The 16,939-nt window shown below is 54.4% G+C and carries 14 protein-coding genes; 7 read left to right on the top strand and 7 right to left on the bottom strand.

Features of this window, described 5'->3' with window-relative positions; translation table 11 throughout:
- Positions 1 to 52 precede the first annotated feature (52 nt).
- Together FUA23_RS08560 and FUA23_RS08555 are read left to right on the top strand one after the other, a co-directional pair.
- Entirely contained in the window at positions 53 to 505 is a 453-nt protein-coding gene (locus FUA23_RS08560) for a hypothetical protein (RefSeq protein WP_147930314.1), read from the top strand.
- A gap of 156 nt (positions 506 to 661) precedes the next feature.
- Positions 662 to 1,348, top strand: coding sequence for a rhomboid family intramembrane serine protease (locus FUA23_RS08555; RefSeq protein ID WP_147930313.1), 687 nt, complete (start codon positions 662 to 664; stop codon positions 1,346 to 1,348).
- A gap of 59 nt (positions 1,349 to 1,407) precedes the next feature.
- On the opposite strand, the gene FUA23_RS08550 is transcribed toward FUA23_RS08555, so the two are convergent.
- The 3 genes from FUA23_RS08550 to FUA23_RS08540 all read right to left on the bottom strand — a co-directional run bounded on the left by FUA23_RS08550 (position 1,408) and on the right by FUA23_RS08540 (position 3,093).
- Positions 1,408 to 1,995 (bottom strand): hypothetical protein, encoded by a 588-nt coding sequence (locus tag FUA23_RS08550; protein WP_147930312.1) that lies wholly within the window; start codon positions 1,993 to 1,995, stop codon positions 1,408 to 1,410.
- 231 nt (positions 1,996 to 2,226) lie between these two features.
- Positions 2,227 to 2,685, bottom strand: coding sequence for a hypothetical protein (locus FUA23_RS08545; RefSeq protein WP_147930311.1), 459 nt, complete (start codon positions 2,683 to 2,685; stop codon positions 2,227 to 2,229).
- 3 nt (positions 2,686 to 2,688) lie between these two features.
- Positions 2,689 to 3,093, bottom strand: coding sequence for a hypothetical protein (locus tag FUA23_RS08540; protein WP_147930310.1), 405 nt, complete (start codon positions 3,091 to 3,093; stop codon positions 2,689 to 2,691).
- 45 nt (positions 3,094 to 3,138) lie between these two features.
- Here FUA23_RS08540 and FUA23_RS08535 point away from each other — a divergent pair, with 45 nt between their 5' ends.
- The 4 genes from FUA23_RS08535 to FUA23_RS08520 all read left to right on the top strand — a co-directional run bounded on the left by FUA23_RS08535 (position 3,139) and on the right by FUA23_RS08520 (position 8,863).
- On the top strand, positions 3,139 to 3,834 hold the full coding sequence (locus tag FUA23_RS08535) for an RNA polymerase sigma factor (protein ID WP_147930309.1): 696 nt from the start codon (positions 3,139 to 3,141) through the stop codon (positions 3,832 to 3,834).
- Positions 3,827 to 4,639 carry a tetratricopeptide repeat protein gene (locus FUA23_RS08530; protein WP_147930308.1) on the top strand — a complete coding sequence of 271 codons (813 nt, stop codon included), beginning with the start codon at positions 3,827 to 3,829 and terminating at the stop codon, positions 4,637 to 4,639. The genes FUA23_RS08535 and FUA23_RS08530 overlap by 8 nt, the downstream gene beginning before the upstream one ends.
- A gap of 38 nt (positions 4,640 to 4,677) precedes the next feature.
- A complete protein-coding gene (locus FUA23_RS08525; protein ID WP_147930307.1) occupies positions 4,678 to 6,105 on the top strand; it encodes a S8 family serine peptidase in 1,428 nt (475 codons plus the stop codon).
- Positions 6,106 to 6,184: 79 nt separating this feature from the next.
- Positions 6,185 to 8,863, top strand: a complete 2,679-nt coding sequence (locus tag FUA23_RS08520; RefSeq protein WP_147930306.1) for a CHAT domain-containing protein — start codon at positions 6,185 to 6,187, stop codon at positions 8,861 to 8,863.
- Here the strand turns inward: FUA23_RS08520 and purN are convergent.
- The 4 genes from purN to FUA23_RS23090 all read right to left on the bottom strand — a co-directional run bounded on the left by purN (position 8,831) and on the right by FUA23_RS23090 (position 13,320).
- The gene (gene purN, locus FUA23_RS08515; RefSeq protein WP_147930305.1) at positions 8,831 to 9,409 is read right to left on the bottom strand and encodes a phosphoribosylglycinamide formyltransferase; all 579 of its coding nucleotides are present in this window, start codon (positions 9,407 to 9,409) and stop codon (positions 8,831 to 8,833) included. The genes FUA23_RS08520 and purN overlap by 33 nt on opposite strands.
- Before the next feature lie 103 nt (positions 9,410 to 9,512).
- Positions 9,513 to 11,822 (bottom strand): FdhF/YdeP family oxidoreductase, encoded by a 2,310-nt coding sequence (locus tag FUA23_RS08510; RefSeq protein ID WP_147930304.1) that lies wholly within the window; start codon positions 11,820 to 11,822, stop codon positions 9,513 to 9,515.
- 398 nt (positions 11,823 to 12,220) lie between these two features.
- Positions 12,221 to 13,165: a hypothetical protein gene (locus FUA23_RS08505; protein WP_147930303.1), complete on the bottom strand. Its 945-nt coding sequence runs from the start codon at positions 13,163 to 13,165 to the stop codon at positions 12,221 to 12,223.
- The gene (locus FUA23_RS23090) at positions 13,162 to 13,320 is read right to left on the bottom strand and encodes a nucleotidyltransferase domain-containing protein (RefSeq protein WP_406603407.1); all 159 of its coding nucleotides are present in this window, start codon (positions 13,318 to 13,320) and stop codon (positions 13,162 to 13,164) included. Before FUA23_RS23090 ends, FUA23_RS08505 begins: the two co-directional genes overlap by 4 nt.
- Positions 13,321 to 13,624: 304 nt before the next feature.
- Here FUA23_RS23090 and polA point away from each other — a divergent pair, with 304 nt between their 5' ends.
- Positions 13,625 to 16,474: a DNA polymerase I gene (gene polA / locus FUA23_RS08495; RefSeq protein ID WP_147930302.1), complete on the top strand. Its 2,850-nt coding sequence runs from the start codon at positions 13,625 to 13,627 to the stop codon at positions 16,472 to 16,474.
- Positions 16,475 to 16,939: the final 465 nt, after the last annotated feature.

Raw genomic sequence — 16,939 nt, 5'->3', positions numbered from 1 at the left:
GGCAACTATAACCTCACTCGTTGTACCTTCCCATGACAAAATAACTTCTCCAATGCGACTTTCCTTTTTGTTTGCCTTTGTTTGCCTGACGCTTGCCTTCGGGTGCAGTAAAAAAACCAGCCCCTCAAATTGTGAAGCTACCGTTAGCGGAGTAGTAAAAACGGTGGCTTATGATGAAGTTGTCGACCTGGCGCCAGGCGAGACAGCTCAGGTGGGAAAATCTCAGGCAGCCATTACTTTCGTTGGCGTTGATTCCGATAGCCGGTGCCCGCGTGGTGTAAGTTGCATCTCGGAAGGAGAGGCGTTCGTGATCGTCTCCCGCGGAAGTGCCTACGCCAACGAAAAAGTTCGCATCGATGTAGATACCAAGAAAAGAAGCCGACTGACCACGGTAGGGGCAACCATCGAGATTATGGACCTGAGCCCTTACCCCGAAGCACGCGTAAAAATAGACCCGGCACAACGCCGTCTGCGCGTGCGTTTCAAGAAGTCGGCCAAAATGTAAGCACTTTGCTTTGACAAAGCGGTGCTGCGATTTTTTTCTTCTGGAGACAGTTCTATGGGTTGACTGTTCTTTCGGGCGGTTACCTTGCGGATACTCCACGTCTATTCAAATCCGGGCCTGATCAGGCTTCCACTTTACCATCAACTATCTCTCACTATGTTTTTTCCTATCGGAGATGATCAGGTTCATCAGGGCCATACGCCGTATTTCGCTTATGGCTTCATTGCGCTCAACGTCATCATCTATATCGCGCAACATTTTCTGGGTATTCCCGGAGTGATGGAGTATGGTTGCATCCCGGCTGATATTGAGGCTGGTCAGAATTACCATACCCTGATAACGAGCACCTTTTTGCACGGCAGTTGGATGCACCTGATCGGCAACATGCTTTACATGTGGATCTTTGCGGACAACATCGAAGCGAGCATCGGCAACTGGCCCTTTGCCGTTTTCTACCTGCTTGGCGGACTGGCAGCCGGAGGCTGCCATATCTACTTCAATCAGGGAAGCCCCATTCCTGCGGTAGGGGCCAGCGGCGCCCTCTCGGCGGTGATGGGGGCGTACATCGTAATGTTCCCGAAGTCCAATATCAGAGGCTACCTCGTGTTTTTCCGACTCAGCGTCCCGGCTTTTATCTTCCTTGGTTTCTGGTTTTTTCAGCAGTCGCAAGCGGGCTACGCCAGCCTGGGCGATACCAGTGGAGGTATTGCCTGGTGGGCGCACATTGGCGGTTTTGTGTTCGGGGTGGTATGCGGTTTTCTTTTCCGGACCTGGTACGAGATGCCGGGGCTGGTAGCCGGGGAAGGATCGTACGGAAACCGACGCCGGGGCCCCTTCGGATAACGGATAGAGCAGTAGCCCGCAAGCCTGCGACCCTGAACGTGCTTGCGAACGCCTGAATGTTACTTTACCCGGACCTTATACTGGAAAGTGTTACCTGCGGATTTACCATCGAAGTGTATGCTGATGATGTGTCCCTTCACGCCCTTCAGGGTGTGCTGACGGGATTCCCGTTTGTTGCTCTTCTGAGAATTGACCTCATTGAACCATCCGGTTTTGAGTTTTGTGTACCGGCCATCTTTGTCCACCTTACAAATCACGTAACTGGTTTTGCCTTTTCCGTCGAGTTCCTTGATGTCTACCGTCATGGTCGATTTATTGGCAGGAACACAAGAGATGTACATCCGGCCGCCGGTGCTGACGATCCGACCGTTTTCGTAGTTGCCGAAGTCGAGGCGGCGGGGGCCGATGGTTGCCCAGTTGCTGCTGCGCCCGTTCCAGTACTTAACCATCTCCTTCGTCAGGTGCAGATAAGTAGTTGGGTTGGTGAGGCAGGTGGGGAAGTTAGAAGGGGCGCACCCCCTGGTCTTCAGTATCTTGGATATCTGACGGTTGAGGTCGGAGACCACGGAAGGTGCAGATTTGCAACTCTGAGCACTGACGGAGGCGCAAAACGCAAACAGGAAAAGGAATGAGGTAAATAAACGCATGGTTATTATGGATTTGGTGGTGTACAATGGGCAGGACTGACGCATAGGATTCGATTTTAAGCTTTTAGCTCGAGATCATAATCACCGTTTAAGAGCTTGCAACCCAAAACGCGTAGCGTTTTCACTGGCCTATCCCCGTGGGCTGGGGGTTTAACACGGCTTAACTAGCCTATGCGTTAGCCCTGTGTGCAATAGGATGAAAAAACAGGAGGTTAAAGAAAGCGGTGGCACTCAGTTCTTTCCTTTTTCTGCACGGTTTCGTCGGCGTTTTTCGAGGAGGGGATAGGCCACATCGTCAAGCAGGAGGTCGAGCCAACTGCTTTTCTGAGGAGCAACCATATTTGGGTTGCTGCCCCGGCGAACGGTACCATTTCTGGCTCTTTTCTGTTTCAGAAGTTGGCGTTGGTCGGGAGTAAGGAGCTTGCTGACGGCGGCGCGTAGTGCGCGGCGAACTTCAGGGCTTGCTCCCGTCTGGTTTTCCGGGTGTTGGAAGAAGTCCTGCAACAGCGTTTCTACCTGCGGGACCTGTTCTTCGGAGAGTTGTAGTTTCCGGGAGATCTTGTCGAGCATGGTTTCTACCAAAGCAGGAGTCTCCGTTGTTGGGGACGGGGATGATCCGTTGTAGTCTTCCTGAGCCCGAAGGCCCAGGAAGGAACTACATACGATCAATATTAAGAAAGCCTTAAGCACGGGTTACGACTTCTTCTTGCGGATGACGATCACCTCGTCACCAAACTCGTCGATGAAAGCCTGGAGAATGTCCCGGCGGTTTTTTTCGTCACGTTGGTCGCGGTAATGCGAGACGACTTTTTTGCGCTGGCCCGCGTCGAGGCAGGAGAGGATGGCTTTACGAAAGGCCGCCAGTCGTTTGTCGCGCTGGGCTTTACTGGTAGGAGGGTTCTGTTTGTTGCTGTCGCAAAACTTCACGGCTTTTTCCTTGAGGCACTTCATCTGGCCGTAATCGAGGTCGAGGTGTTGGTCGAGGGTGGAAAGGTGTTTTTTTGCCAGGTCAGCACAGGTTGAGTTGCCCGATTGGGCGGATGCAATGCCTGCGAAAGAGCAAACAATCAGTAACGAAAAGAGAAAACGAATAATCATGATGGGATGAATTTTAGATGTGCCGGATTGCCAGCCCGGCGGTGAATGAATTTCGGATTAGGGACGTACCAATTGCCGGGATTCCATAAAGGCGACGAAATTTTCTTTAAATTCGTCGGTGACAACACGCTTGTCGGGCGCATCCGGTCCCTCTGCCGCCCGTCCCGGCAAAGCGAAACAGCAAGACACATTATGGACTCAGCCACGGATCTTGAGCTGGTAACCGCTTTCTGCCAGAAAGACGAAAAGCGGGCGTTAGGTATCCTTTACCAGCGCTACGGTCATTTGGTCGTGGGCCTTTGCCTCGATTACCTGAAAGACCGCGAAGCGGCCCGTGATGCCACGATGGATGTTTTTGAAAAGGTTACCCTTAAGGTCTGCAATCAGCCCATCGAGAGCTTCCGGGCGTGGCTTTTTTACACCAGCCGCAACTACTGCATCGACTTACTGCGCAAGAAGATCCGTGAGCGGGAGAAAGCCGGAAAAAATAGTACTGACGCGGTTGTGGAATTCGACGAGGGCGAACGTCCTCTTAGCGAAATCCGGCTTGCGCAACTACCAGGGGCGCTGGCTGCGCTTTCGGCAGAGCAAGCCAGTTGTATCCGGCTGTTTTACCTCCGAGGGCTGTCTTACGCCCAGGTTTGCGAGCAAACCGGTTACGACCTGAAAAAAGTGAAAAGTTACCTGCAGAACGGCCGCCGTAATCTGCGCATCAAACTAGAAAAAATGGCTCATGAGTGAACCGACAAAAGAAGACTGGCTGCGGGGAGACGCCCCCTCCGGGGAGCAGGACGAGTTTGCCCGCCACGCTGCGCGTGGCCGGGAGGAACTGGGGTCTGAAGAAGAGGCCCGGGACCTGATGAACGAGTTGGATAGCCTGTTTGCTGAGCGGTTTGGGGTGCCCGGAGAAAGTGTGGAGGCAACAGATTTGCCTTCAGTGTCAGAAGGCTCGGCAGCAGGTGCAGAGCAGGTTTTCGGAAAGAGCAAAGACGGGGCAAAAGTGCGTCGCCTTGGCTGGTACTACGCTGCTGCCGCAGTCATTTTGTTGCTCGTTGCGGCGGGGAGCTGGTGGGCGTCTCAACGAGACGCTTTTAACCCCGAAACGCTGTACGCCGAGGCCTTCAGCCCCTACGCCAATGACCTCAGCGAACGGACAATGGGCAGCGACGAACCCGCTGTTGCCACGATGCTCGACGAAGCACTACTGGCTTACGACCGCAGAGACTACGCCGCCGCTGCGGAGGGCCTCGGTCGTCACCTCGCCCAGCCAACGAATCCCGTACCTGCGGCCGCGCCCACCAAAGTTCGCCTCTACTACGGCATCAGCCTCCTGGCCGACAACCAGCCCGCAGCGGCAATCACCGAACTGGAGGGGCTGATGAACGATCCGGCAACCGGGCCTCCCGCTGCCTGGTACCACGCCCTCGCTCAACTGCGGCTGGGCCGCACCACCGAAGCCCGCGCTGAACTGACCCGGATTGCGACCGGTGAAAATGCTGCTTTCCGTGAAAGGGCAAAAGCTCTCCTGCCCAGGATTCCTCTTTGATTTGACCCTTTGTTTCATCCCTTCAATTTTACTCTGTTATGCGCTTTTTCCTCTTTCTGCTTCTTTCACTTTGCAGTGCTGCAACGCTGATCGCTCAGCCCGTACCGACGCAAAATGATCCTCCGATTACCAACGATGATTACCAGGAAATCTACAACAGGATACAGTCCCGCCTGACGGAACTGGGGTACCCTGCCGGTCGTGCTGGCAACGCCGCCTGGGCCCGGGGCCAGTACACCTTGCGCTACGAAGGAGCCAGTGCTGCGAGTGACTTTTCGGCGGACCTCACGAAACTCAGAAACCTGTACGGAGCAGGTAACGTGTCCGTACTGGGAGAATGCGGTTGTTCGGATGATTTCAGGATTTACAACATTCACGTAACTCCGCTGGGCGGCGAAGAAAAGGGCAAAGGCGGAAGCCGGAAAGTAGCCCAGGCAATCGGTCAGGAGGAAGTGGAACCGAACTACTACATAATTCCGGGACTCAACCAGTTGGAGGCCAACACTCCGTTCAATAACCTGCCACCCAATTTTGCCGTCGTACCGAGTGGCAAGCCGGCTTTGCCGGTGACCGTAGCCGTATTGGATACGGGTATCGACCCTTACTTTCAGCACCCCCAAACCACGAAAGGTCATGGACCGCTTTATTTATGGGAAAACAATTCTCCTGACGACCCCAACGATCCCTTTTGCCTCGATGGAGATCTGTTTGGATGGGACTTCATCAACAATGACAATGCTCCCCTCGATGATCATTCGCACGGTACGCACGTCGCCAGTGGTATTGCGAGTCAGTTGACCAGCTACGCCCCCGACGTAAACTACCGCTTTATGGCGGTGAAAATGCTGGACCAGGCGGGCGTAGGTACTACCTTCCACGCGTCCTGCGCAGTAGCGTACGCCGCTTACCACAAGGCTGACGTCATCAACGCCAGCTGGGGCTTCTACGGGGAACGTGATGCTATTCTTCAGAAAGCTTTCGCTTATGCCCAGGCCAGAGGAGTTGCAACGGTTACCTCTGCGGGTAATTTCAGGAAGGAGCTCTCCACTACAAAGCATTATCCCAGTGAGTTTGCGCTGGAGACGAATCCATTGCGCAGTATCCTCTTTGTCTCTGCTTCCCAAACAGGTAGTGGAACTAATCTCTGGCGCAGAACAAATTTTCGCTCAGCTCCGCTGGTGCCGGGTATGGACTTTGTGGCGGCAAGAGGAACCAACGTTACCGCACTGGTGCCGAGTTATTTCAATATTCCGAATAACGTGGGGCGAAAAACAGGAACTTCCGTAGCAGCGCCTTTAGCTACCGCTTTAGCAGCCCACTACAGGCACCTTCACCCCGGAGACGGCCCTGTAATACTACGAACCAACTTACTCAACGAGATCAATGCGCAGGGGGCCGCTGCTAGTGTGGCTTACCTGGGGACGATGGTGCCCTACCGGGTTTTTAACTGGATTGTTTTGCCGTAGAGCCCCCGTAATTTCTGGGTGTTTCCCTTTTCCTGAGTAACTTTCCCTGCCGGAGATTACCGGGGAAAGTCCATCACCTATGAAATTCACCTTGCTGAGACCAGCCCTGCTCGGGCTGTGCTTGCTTTGTACTGTAATGCTAACCGCCCAGGAAGAATGGGAAGATCCGCTAGCCAGGACGGAATACGACTCGCTGTTGCGGTTGGCGGAAAACTATCCTAATGATTCTGTAAGCAGGAAGTCTTATCTTCTCCACCAGGCGGGACGCCGGGCGTATGCCGGAGGCGTCTACCAACTGGCGGTAGACGCAACCAGGCAGGCGCTGATGTTGCGGCAAACGGACGAGCAGGTGCATATGGATGGTTTGCTGGTATCCGCGTTCAACATTGGGAGTTACCTCAGCACGATGGGTAACTACAGCGAAGCCAATGATTACTACACCATGGTGATTGACCGTGCACCTAACCGGAAGGAAGGGGTTGCGCTGTTTCAACTTGCGTCTAATTACGGTGCCATGGGGCGCTTCCCCGCCGGGGAACGGGCGTTCAGTGCCGCAGCGAAGTTGCCACCCTTCAACGACGACGGCTACTCCGCCGCAATGCTGAAGCAGGGAGCGGCGCTGTTGCAGCTGGATAAAAACAGCCAGGAAGGTGCCCGGGCCGCTATCGGCTTACTGGAAGAGGCCGTCTCTTTATTCGAAGAGTACGACGATACCGACGCCCAGATAATGCAGGCCCTTTACCAAAGCGGCTGGGCTTACAGCGATGTTGGTAACTACGAGGCTTCCATTCATCAGTTGAAAAAGGCAGAAGTGATTGCGGATCAGCTGGGCGTAGAAGGATGGGAACGGGCACCAATTCTGACCAACCTGGGCCTGACCTACCGCCGAATGGGGCAACCCGAACGGGCACTCGCATATTACCGCAGCGCACTGGCGGCAGAAGAAGTGGAAGAACTTGTCCCTCCCGATAAAGCAGTTGCTACCGACTACGACAACATCTCAACCCTGATGCTCTCTCTGGGGAAGCCGGACTCGGCACTTCATTACGCCAGCAAAGCCCTGTCCTGGCGCCTGCCGGATTTCAAACCGGCATCGGCGCTGGTTAACCCCTCCGTCGGGCAAATGACGGAAGGCCACCTCGACCTGCTGATCTATCTGAGCGATAAAGCCCGGGCGCACCGGGCTATTGCTGAGCGCGGGGACACCGAACACTACGAATACGCGCTGGCAACTTACCGCCGCGCCGACGAACTGCTGGACCGAATGCGCCAGAATCAGTTACTGGAAGATACCCGCACATACTGGAGAGCCGATGCACGAAAACTCTACGAGGAAGCCATTGATATAGCTAAAGCAGCGGGTGACCCCGTCTCCATGTTCTACTTTCTCGAGAAGGCCCGTGCCCGCCTGTTGCTGGATGAACTCAGCGCTACCCGCGCTGAAGACCACTTGCCGGAAGATGTTTTGGAACGACTGCAGGCCGCCGTCGCCAGTTCCCGTCGTCCGGGCAGTAGCACAGCCGAAAGCCTGCGCTTTCGTAGTTTGCAGGATAGCGTATTTGCGGCTTTTCCCGCTTATGCTGCGGCCCGGGTCGGGAGTCCGCCGCCAGATCCGGCCCAATTGGGATACATCATCGGGAACCGTACCCTGATTGAGTTCTTCGTTGGCAAAGACCAAACTGTAGCCCTTGTATGGGCTGCTGATCGTGGGCTGGAATTTATAGAGCTGGCTCCGCCATCGGCCTGGGAAGAAGACCTCCGGCTGTTTCGCGCCAGTTTGCTGACACCAGGGGAGGATTTTTCTGCACAAAGTGCATCCAACCTCTACCAGCAGTTGGTCGTTCCGCTTGAGTTGCCGGCCAACGGTGCACTTACCATTGTGCCCGACGGCGACCTTTACCTGTTGCCATTCGGTGCTTTGCTCAGAGAGGCTCCATCACCGGGAGACAGCTACCAGTACTGGCCCTGGCTTGCGCGTTCCTACGACATTCACTATGCTTTCTCTGTTCAACTGCTCGACGTAGCGAAGCAGCAACGGGGCCGGGGCAATGGCCGTGCGTTGGCGCTTGCGCCGGTTGCTCATCTAACCGGAGGGGATGTTTTGCCCCGCAAGCTGGAGCTTCCGGCAACGCTGCGTACCCTTCGGCACCTTGCCGGTGTTTTCCCGACCGATACGCTGGTAAACGCAGCTGCCAACGCAGCTGCCTTCCGGGAAAAAGTAGACGATTATAGCCTGATCCATCTGGGGACACACGCATACCTCGACGAAGGGGGGAGCTTCCTGCTGCACGATGCTGTCAACCCCAGGTACTCAGCCGAACAGCTTACGGCACATAATTTCAGCGCAGACCTGGTGGTGGTGGGGGCCTGCGAGACGGGTCTGGGCGAGGCGCTCTACGGAGAAGGCGTGGCCAGCCTCGGCCGGGGCTTCGCCCGGCGCGGAGCGCCGGGTATTGCAATGAGCCTGTGGTCGATCAACGACGGAGCGACCGCCGATCTGCTCAACGGGATGTACGATGAACTGGCCGCAGGCAAGGGCCCTTCGGCGGCGCTCAGCGCAGCCGGTACCCGGTACCGGGACGAGGTGACCAACCCCGCTTTCGGGCATCCGTATTATTGGGCAGGGCTGGTATATTATGGCCCGGACATGGCCATCGATCTCGGTCGCAGGGCCGGTGTGCGGTGGCCCTGGGCCCTTGGTGTGCTTGGCCTGGGCGCTGTTTTACTATTTCTGCGGAGGGGCCGCCAGTTGGCGTAGCACCCGCCAGTAGTTTCCGTGCTCAAGGCGTAGCACCCGTTTGGCGATCTTCTCCGGAGTGTCTTCCGGGTCGAGCCGCACGGCTGCCTGGAAAACGTAATCGCCCTCGTCGTAAGCTTCGTTGACGTAATGAATGGTTATGCCGCTTTCCAGCTCTCCGTTGGCCTTTACGGCTTTATGAACATTGGCGCCGTACATGCCCTTCCCGCCGTAGGCTGGGAGTAGGGCGGGATGGATGTTCAGCATCCGGTTTGGGAAGGCCCGCACGAGGTACGGCGGGATGAGCCATAGGAAACCGGCCAGGGCGATGAAGTCTACCTTGAAAGCTTCGAGGTCCGCCAGCAGCTCTTCGGATTCGTAAAAGGAATTGCGCTTCACGACCAGAGTGGGAACGTCGCGTTCGGCGGCCATCATCAGTGCGCTAGCCTTCGCTTTGTTGCTTACGAGAAGAACGACCTCTACCCCGTATTCGGGGTTGGCCTGGAAACGATCAATGATGGTGCGGGCGTTGGAGCCGCCGCCGGAGACGAAGATGGCGAGTTTCATGTAACTGGTTGAAATTGGTATTCCGGGCGTAAAGATGGGGATTTCGGGATAGGGTGAAGGGAATAGTCTGGCCCTTAGGAAAAAGATTGAAGCCCGCTAACGCTTACTGCACCTGCGTACGCGCCTGAGATTCCTCCCTCCTGTTGATCTTGACCCGTACCGACTTACTAATCGGCGTATTACTCTTCCGCGCCGTCCGCGTAATCGGGACCAGTGTATTTGCCTCCGGGAAGTAGGTTGCAATGTTGCCGGAGGGGACAGAATACGGGACAACCTGGAAGAGACGGGCGTGGCGAACCTCTCCGTCGTACTCACTCGTCAGGTCTACCTTGTCGCCGGTCTTCAGGCCGGCTTTTGCCATGTCTGTTTCGTTCATCATCACTACGCGGCGTTCGTTGTGGATGCCGCGGTAGCGATCGTGCATGCCGTAGATCGTGGTGTTGTACTGATCGTGGCTGCGGACGGTCATCATCAGGTATTCACCAGTTTCTAAACGGTGGTTACTGAGAGCCGATACGGTGAAGTGTGCTTTGCCATCTGCGGTGCCGAAGTTACGGTTGCGGGGCCCGTTGGGAAGGTAAAAACCTGCGGGTTCGCGGACTTTTTCGTTGTACCGCTCAAAGCCCTTTACACAACTTGCGATGGCGTCACGGATAGTATCGTAGTCATTAGCCATAGCTGTCCAGTCTACGGTGCTTTTATCGCCTAGTGTTGCTGCGGCAACGCCGCAGATAATGGCGACCTCGCTGCGCAGGTGCGGGCTCTTCGGTTCCAGTATGCCCTTGCTCATCTGCACTACGCCCATCGAGTTTTCGCAACTCACGAATTGCTCGCCCGTGGCGCGGATGTCTTTCTCCGTACGGCCCAGACACGGCAGGATCAACGCCCTTTTGCCGTGTACAACGTGGCTTCGGTTGGGCTTGGTACTGATGTGAACGGTCAGGTTGCACTGCCGTAAACCATCGGCTGTATAGGTTGTGTCGGGTGTTGCAGAAACAAAGTTCCCGCCGAGGCCGAAGAACACCTTTACCTTGCCTTTGTGCATTGCTTTGATGCTGTTGACGACGTCGTAACCGTCTTCTGCCGGAGGTTCGAAGTTGAAGTTGGCTTTCAGTGCATCCCGGAGTTCAGGCTTCAGTTTTTCCCAAACGCCAACGGTACGGTCGCCCTGTACGTTGGAGTGGCCCCGGACGGGGCAGATGCCCGCGCCTGTTTTTCCGATGCTTCCCTTGAGGAGGAGCAGGTTAATCATTTCTTTGATGACGTCAACGGAGTTCTCGTGCTGCGTTAACCCCATTGCGTAGCAGAGCACGATTTTTTGGGAGCCGTGGATCATTCCTGCGGCTTCGTAAACCTCGGCGGCAGAAACACCACTGGCGTCGATGCATTCCGTGAGGTTGGTGTCGTCAAGCATTTTTGTCCAGTCGGCGTAGCCGGCGGTGTGTGTTTCGATGAATTCCTGATCGAAAACGGTACCTGGTGCTTTCTTTTCTTCTTCCCAGAGGATCTTGCAGATGGCGCGCACGAGGCTCATGTCTTCGTTGATCCTGACTTGCAGGAAAAGGTCGGTGAGCGAAGTGCCCCGTTTGAGGATCTCCAGTGGGTTTTGCGGATCGATGAAGCGCATCAGCCCCGCTTCCGGAAGGGGGTTGATGCTGATGATGCGCCCTCCGTTCTTCTTGCATTTCTCGAGCGCAGAAAGTTGCCGGGGGTGATTAGTGCCCGGGTTCTGGCCAACTACGATAATGAGGTCGGCCTCGTGGAGGTCTTCCAGCGTAGTGGTGCCTTTACCGATTCCGATCACTTCGCTCAGGGCAGTTCCGGTGCTTTCGTGGCACATGTTGGAGCAATCGGGAAGGTTGTTGGTGCCGTACTGACGCACGAAGAGCTGGTAGAGGAAGGCCGCTTCGTTGCTGGCGCGGCCGGAGGTGTAAAAAGTGGCTTCGTCCGGCGAATCGAGCCCGTTGAGTTCTTCGGCGATGGTTTTGAACGCGTCGTCCCAGCTCACGGGTGCGTAGTGGGTTGCGCCGGGGGCGAGGTACATCGGTTGGGTGATGCGGCCGGATTTTCCCAGATCGAAATCAGTCATTGCTCCCATCTCGTCGATGGAGTGCCGGGCGAACCATTCCGGCGTAACGCGCATATTGGTAGCTTCTTCAGCGATGGCCTTTGCGCCGTTTTCGCAGTATTCAGCGACTGGGCTTCGGCGTCCATCTGGGTCTGGCCAGGCGCAGCCGGGACAGTCGAATCCGCTTTTTTGATTCAATTTGAGCAAAGTACGCATGCCTTCACCGAAGTGCATATACTCTTCTACGTGCTGCATGCTGATTTTTACGGCTTCCAGGCCTGCAGCGTATTCTTTCCTTTCGCGGATTTCGAGGTCGAAAAGACGTTCGGGGGTGAGCTCATTCATTGAATCATCAGGTTTGAGGGACGATAGTCAGAAATGGCTATCGAACATTTAGGAAGGCTTGCAAAGAGAAGTTGTTGCCAGGCATTTATGTTCAATTTCCGGCGCGGCCGCAGGTGCAATAATGTGAATAAAGCATGATTGCCGACAAGAGGCTGGCCAAATACTTTTCAGCGATCACAACCTTAATGCGATTCTAACCCAGGCTTAACACTTGACGGTGATCTTTGCAGCAGTGAATTGTTAACCAGAATAGATAGCTTCATTCCCTGGTCATTTAAAACCAATTTTATCTCCTGAGTATTTTGTAGCCCTTTTGTGTCCACTGGCCGTGCTTTTAGTACGGCCTGTTTTTTTTTGGGGGGACTTGTTGCTCTTTTAGAAGAGTCTGTATCCCTGGGTTATTTTACCCTGAAGCTTTCAAGTATCGCCTCAATGTCTGCCTGCGCCTGAGTTGAGCCGGTGAGATAAGTTGCGAGGAAAATGAAATAGCCACCCTCTTTTCTGAAGAGTATCGTCAGGTGAGCAGTCTCTTCCTTATCAGCTCCTGTGGCAAAAATCTCATAGCCGCTCATACCTGCCAGTTCGACTTTACGTGGGTATTCCTCAGATGCAGCCTTGTATTTCCCGGGCAGGGTGGCCAGCCGTAACGTCGTGAAGGCTTCTTTATCTTCTATCTCCTGAGTGTTATAAGAACGATCAATGATTAGTGTCGCACGGTCTTCGCTTTCGGTCTGGACCTTCCCGTCTCGGGTAAGTAACAGGCTGTTGCCAATAACCGATGCAAACTGCAGGTTCCCCGCCGACTCATCCACCGTGAAGGAGAGCCGCGACTGTGGGTCTGCACTGGTTACGTCGCCAATTACAGCGGAGCGTACACTCTCCCGGATGCTGGCGCCGAGGGCAACTGAATCTTTTACCGAAACGCCGTTTATCAGAGTTGTTTCAGTAGCGTCTCCGTAAATAAGTATTGCCTTAGTGAAAGTCAGCCCCTGAGAGTATTGATCTAATTCTACGTAGAGTGCACCTATTCCGGCAACGGTCGCTTCTTGTTTTTTATTTAGCGTCATTCCTCTACTGGCCAGCATTTCTTTCGTGAAGCCCGCCGAAATCTGATCGAATGGTCCGGGTATGGATGTCACCATAATCATGGCGGTTGGGTCTTCCGGGTTTTGAAAGCCAGTGAAGTTCTCGCTTACCGAAAAGTCGGTAGGGGGGATGAGGTAAATATTCGTTCCGGCAACGAGTTGGTGCGCGCTGGTGGGGGAAGAGTAGTTGTTTATCGGCTGGGCGAACAGGGCGGTGCTTAGACCGAAAAAGATGACTAAAAACGAGATGAATTTCATTGGTAGATTTTGAGCCTGCTGTTTCTTGCTTCATCCATAACGACTAAAAAATCCCAGTCATAATCAGGCCGGTAGTTCCCACGCGCACGAGAACCAAAGAGGATGATCTCTGCGTATGGGACGATGTTTAGAATTGCATTCTTAACTCTCGGCAGGATGTCTGCTAAAGCGTCAGTAGAAGATATAATAGGATGTTTATTGGTGAACGGTTTGATGTCCGAATCAGTTGCCAGCCTTAGAATCTAAACTCGCCAGTCGAATCCTTTTTCGCTCGAACAAATGATGATACAACTTACAGAAAACGACATTACTAACTCTTAGTACAAGTCGCTGTCTTAGCTAAAGCGAAAAAGTTCGCCTGTCGAGTTTAGTAGTAAGCAATCAAAATCAATTGCTACCCCTTTCTTGCCATCCCACCTCTTTCTCAAAAATCCACACCCCAAACCGTACCTTAGCCCCATGTCCGATACCAACGATAAAAAACTATTCCTTCTCGACGGCCACGCGCTCGTCTACCGTGCTCACTTTGCATTCATTAACCGGCCCATGATCAATGGTAAGGGGGTGAACACATCGGCTATGTTCGGATTTACCCGGACGCTGTGGGACCTGATGAAAAACCAGAACCCCACTCACCTCGCGGTAGTGTTCGACCCGAGTGGACCGACCTTTCGTAACGAAATAGCTTCAGACTATAAGGCCAACCGCGAAGAAACTCCGGACGACATTGTAGTGGCCTTCCCGTATGTCCACCAGATTCTGCAGGGGTTCAATATCCCGATCATCATCATCGATAATTACGAAGCAGACGACGTGATCGGAACGCTGGCCAAGCAGGCCGCCCGCGAAGGCTTCGAGGTTTACATGGTTACCCCCGATAAGGACTACGGCCAGTTGGTAGAGGAGGACATTTATATGTACAAGCCCAGTCGGATGGGCAACGGGATTGACATCCTCGGCGTAGAAGAAATCAAGGCCAAATGGGGCATCGAACATCCTGAGCAGGTCATCGATATGCTCGGCCTGATCGGGGATAAAGTAGACAACATCCCCGGTGTACCCGGCATCGGGCCAAAGACGGCTGAGAAATTCATCAAACAGTTCGGTAGCATGGAAGTACTGCTGGACAGTACGGATGAGATAAAGGGCAAAAACCAGGAGCGCCTGCGGGAGTTCAGGGAGCAGGCTCTCCAGAGTAAAAAACTGGCTACCATCATTACGGACGTACCGGGAGTAACCTTCCACGAAGAAGCCTACCGGATCGAGAACTTCGACCGGGAGCACCTGACCGATATCTTCCGCGAACTCGAATTCCGCAGTATCGCCAACGATATTCTGGGGGTGAAAGACGAACCCGCCAGCAAGGCTGGTGCTCAGGGGAACCTCTTTGCTCCATCAGCCGACCCGGCACCCGCGGCCGCGCCCACCTCCGCAGGAAGCCGCGCAGCGAAAAAGGGAAGCCGCTACGCTAAACCCGCCGCTCACGCCCTGGCCGACAATCACATCGGTAACACCGAGCAGGTCTACAAAAAAATAGAAACCCCCGAAGAACGTGCAGCACTGATTGCGGAGTTGAAGCAGCAAAAACTATACGCTTTCGATACCGAAACAACAAGTGTAGATGCCACCTCGGCCGAGTTGGTGGGCCTGAGCTTCAGCTGGAAAGAGGGAGAAGCTTACTATGTTCCCGTGCCGGCCGACCGGCCCGGTGCCGAAGCCATCGTAGCTGAATTCGCCGAATTGCTCGCTGATGAAAACACCGAGAAAGTGGGCCAGAACATCAAGTACGATCTCACGATGTTGGAGCGCTACGGGGCTCCGGTGAAGGGGAAGTTGCTGGACACGATGGTGATGCACTACTTGCTACACCCCGATAAGCGCCACAAAATGGACCTCCTCAGCGAGGAGTACCTGAACTACAAGCCCGTCCCGATCGAGACCCTGATCGGTAAGGGGAAAAAGCAACTTACGATGCGCGATGTGTCCGTCGATAAAGTAGTGGACTACGCTTGCGAAGACGCGGACATAACCCTGCGCCTCTACAAAGCATTATGGCCGGAACTGGAAGAAGAAGGACTGGTGGAACTCTACGAAACCATCGAGGCTCCGCTCATCCCCGTGCTTAAAAATATCGAGCTGAACGGTGTGAAACTCAATGTGCCTTTCCTGGAAGAGTACAGCAAAACGTTGAGCGGAGAAATCCAGGGTCTGCAAAACGAGATCTACGACGAAGCCGGGTCTCCTTTCAACATCGGCTCGCCGAAGCAGATCGGAGAGATCCTGTTCGGACGCATGGAGCTGCCGTACAAAGGCAAGAAAACTGCCACCGGGCAGTTTAAAACTGATGAAGCTACTTTACTGGATCTCGCGGGAGAAGCCCCGATCGTACAAAAAATTCTTCGTTACCGGAGTTTGACTAAACTGCTGAGCACTTATGTAGACGCTTTGCCTCTGCTGGTCAATAAAGAAACCGACCGTGTTCACTCCAGCTTTAACCAAACGGTAGCTGCAACGGGGCGTCTTTCGAGCTCAAACCCGAACCTGCAGAACATCCCGATGCGTACTCCGCAGGGCGCTGAAATACGGAAAGCCTTTGTGCCGACCGACGAGAACCATACGCTCATCGCTTCCGATTACAGCCAGATTGAGCTACGCCTGGTCGCCGCTTTAAGCGGCGATAAGGGTATGGTAGATGCCTTCCAGGAAGGTCGTGATATCCACACCGCCACCGCTGCACTCGTCTTCGACGTTCCGTTTGAGGAAGTAACCCGTCACCAGCGTAACCAGGCCAAAACGATCAACTTTGCCATTCTCTACGGGGCCGGGGCTACCCGCCTGATGCAGCAGTTGGAAATAACGCGAAAAGAGGCTTCGGAGCTGATCAAGAATTACTACGAACGCTTCCCCGGCCTGAAGCAATTCATGGCCACCAGCGTGGAAACTGCCCGCGAAGAAGGCTACGCCATGACGCTGCTGGGGCGTAAACGTGGTCTGCGCGACATCAACTCCAAGAGCGGCCTGACCCGCTCCATCGCTGAGCGGATGGCAATGAACACGCCTATTCAGGGAACGGCCGCAGATATGATCAAGGTGGCCATGATCCGGATCGATAAAGCACTGAAGGAAGGAGCGTTTAAAACCAAGATGATTATGCAGGTGCACGATGAATTGGTGTTCGATGCGCCCAAAGACGAAGTCGACCGCGTTGTGCCGATCATCGAACAACTCATGCGTGAAGCAATCCCTGACCTCTCCGTTCCAATCGTTGTGGAAACGGATATGGGAGACAACTGGCTCGAAGCCCACTAGCAAATGGGAAGGACGGACCAGGGAACTTTACCCTGGCCCGCAGCCGTTAGAATAGTGACGATGTTTTCCGGAGCCGGAAAGCAAACAAACTTCTGATCCTTCAATAATTCGCTTCAAAGTGCCGCGCAAAGGGAAAAATTATACCAACAACCTGAAAGGTCCGGCGGGCCAATGCGAACTATGCGCCAGGGAGAAGCCTCTGACGGAGCACCACTTGATTCCGCGGGCCGTGCACGGAAAGAAATACTTCCGCAAGCTTTTTACGAAGGAGGAAATGGTGCACCGCCGGATCAGCGTTTGCCGAACGTGCCATAAGGGTATCCACCGGATCATACCGGACGAAAAAGAGTTGGCCCGCAATTTCAATACCCGGGAAGCCCTGCTGGCGGACGATCGAATTGCGCGACACATAAAGTGGGCGGCAAGGCAGAGGTAATAAGAAGTTTGAAGGGGCGCGTACGCAGG

Source organism: Neolewinella aurantiaca, assembly GCF_008014675.1.
Classification (GTDB): domain Bacteria; phylum Bacteroidota; class Bacteroidia; order Chitinophagales; family Saprospiraceae; genus Neolewinella; species Neolewinella aurantiaca.
This window is presented reverse-complemented; position numbering and strand designations above follow the sequence as displayed.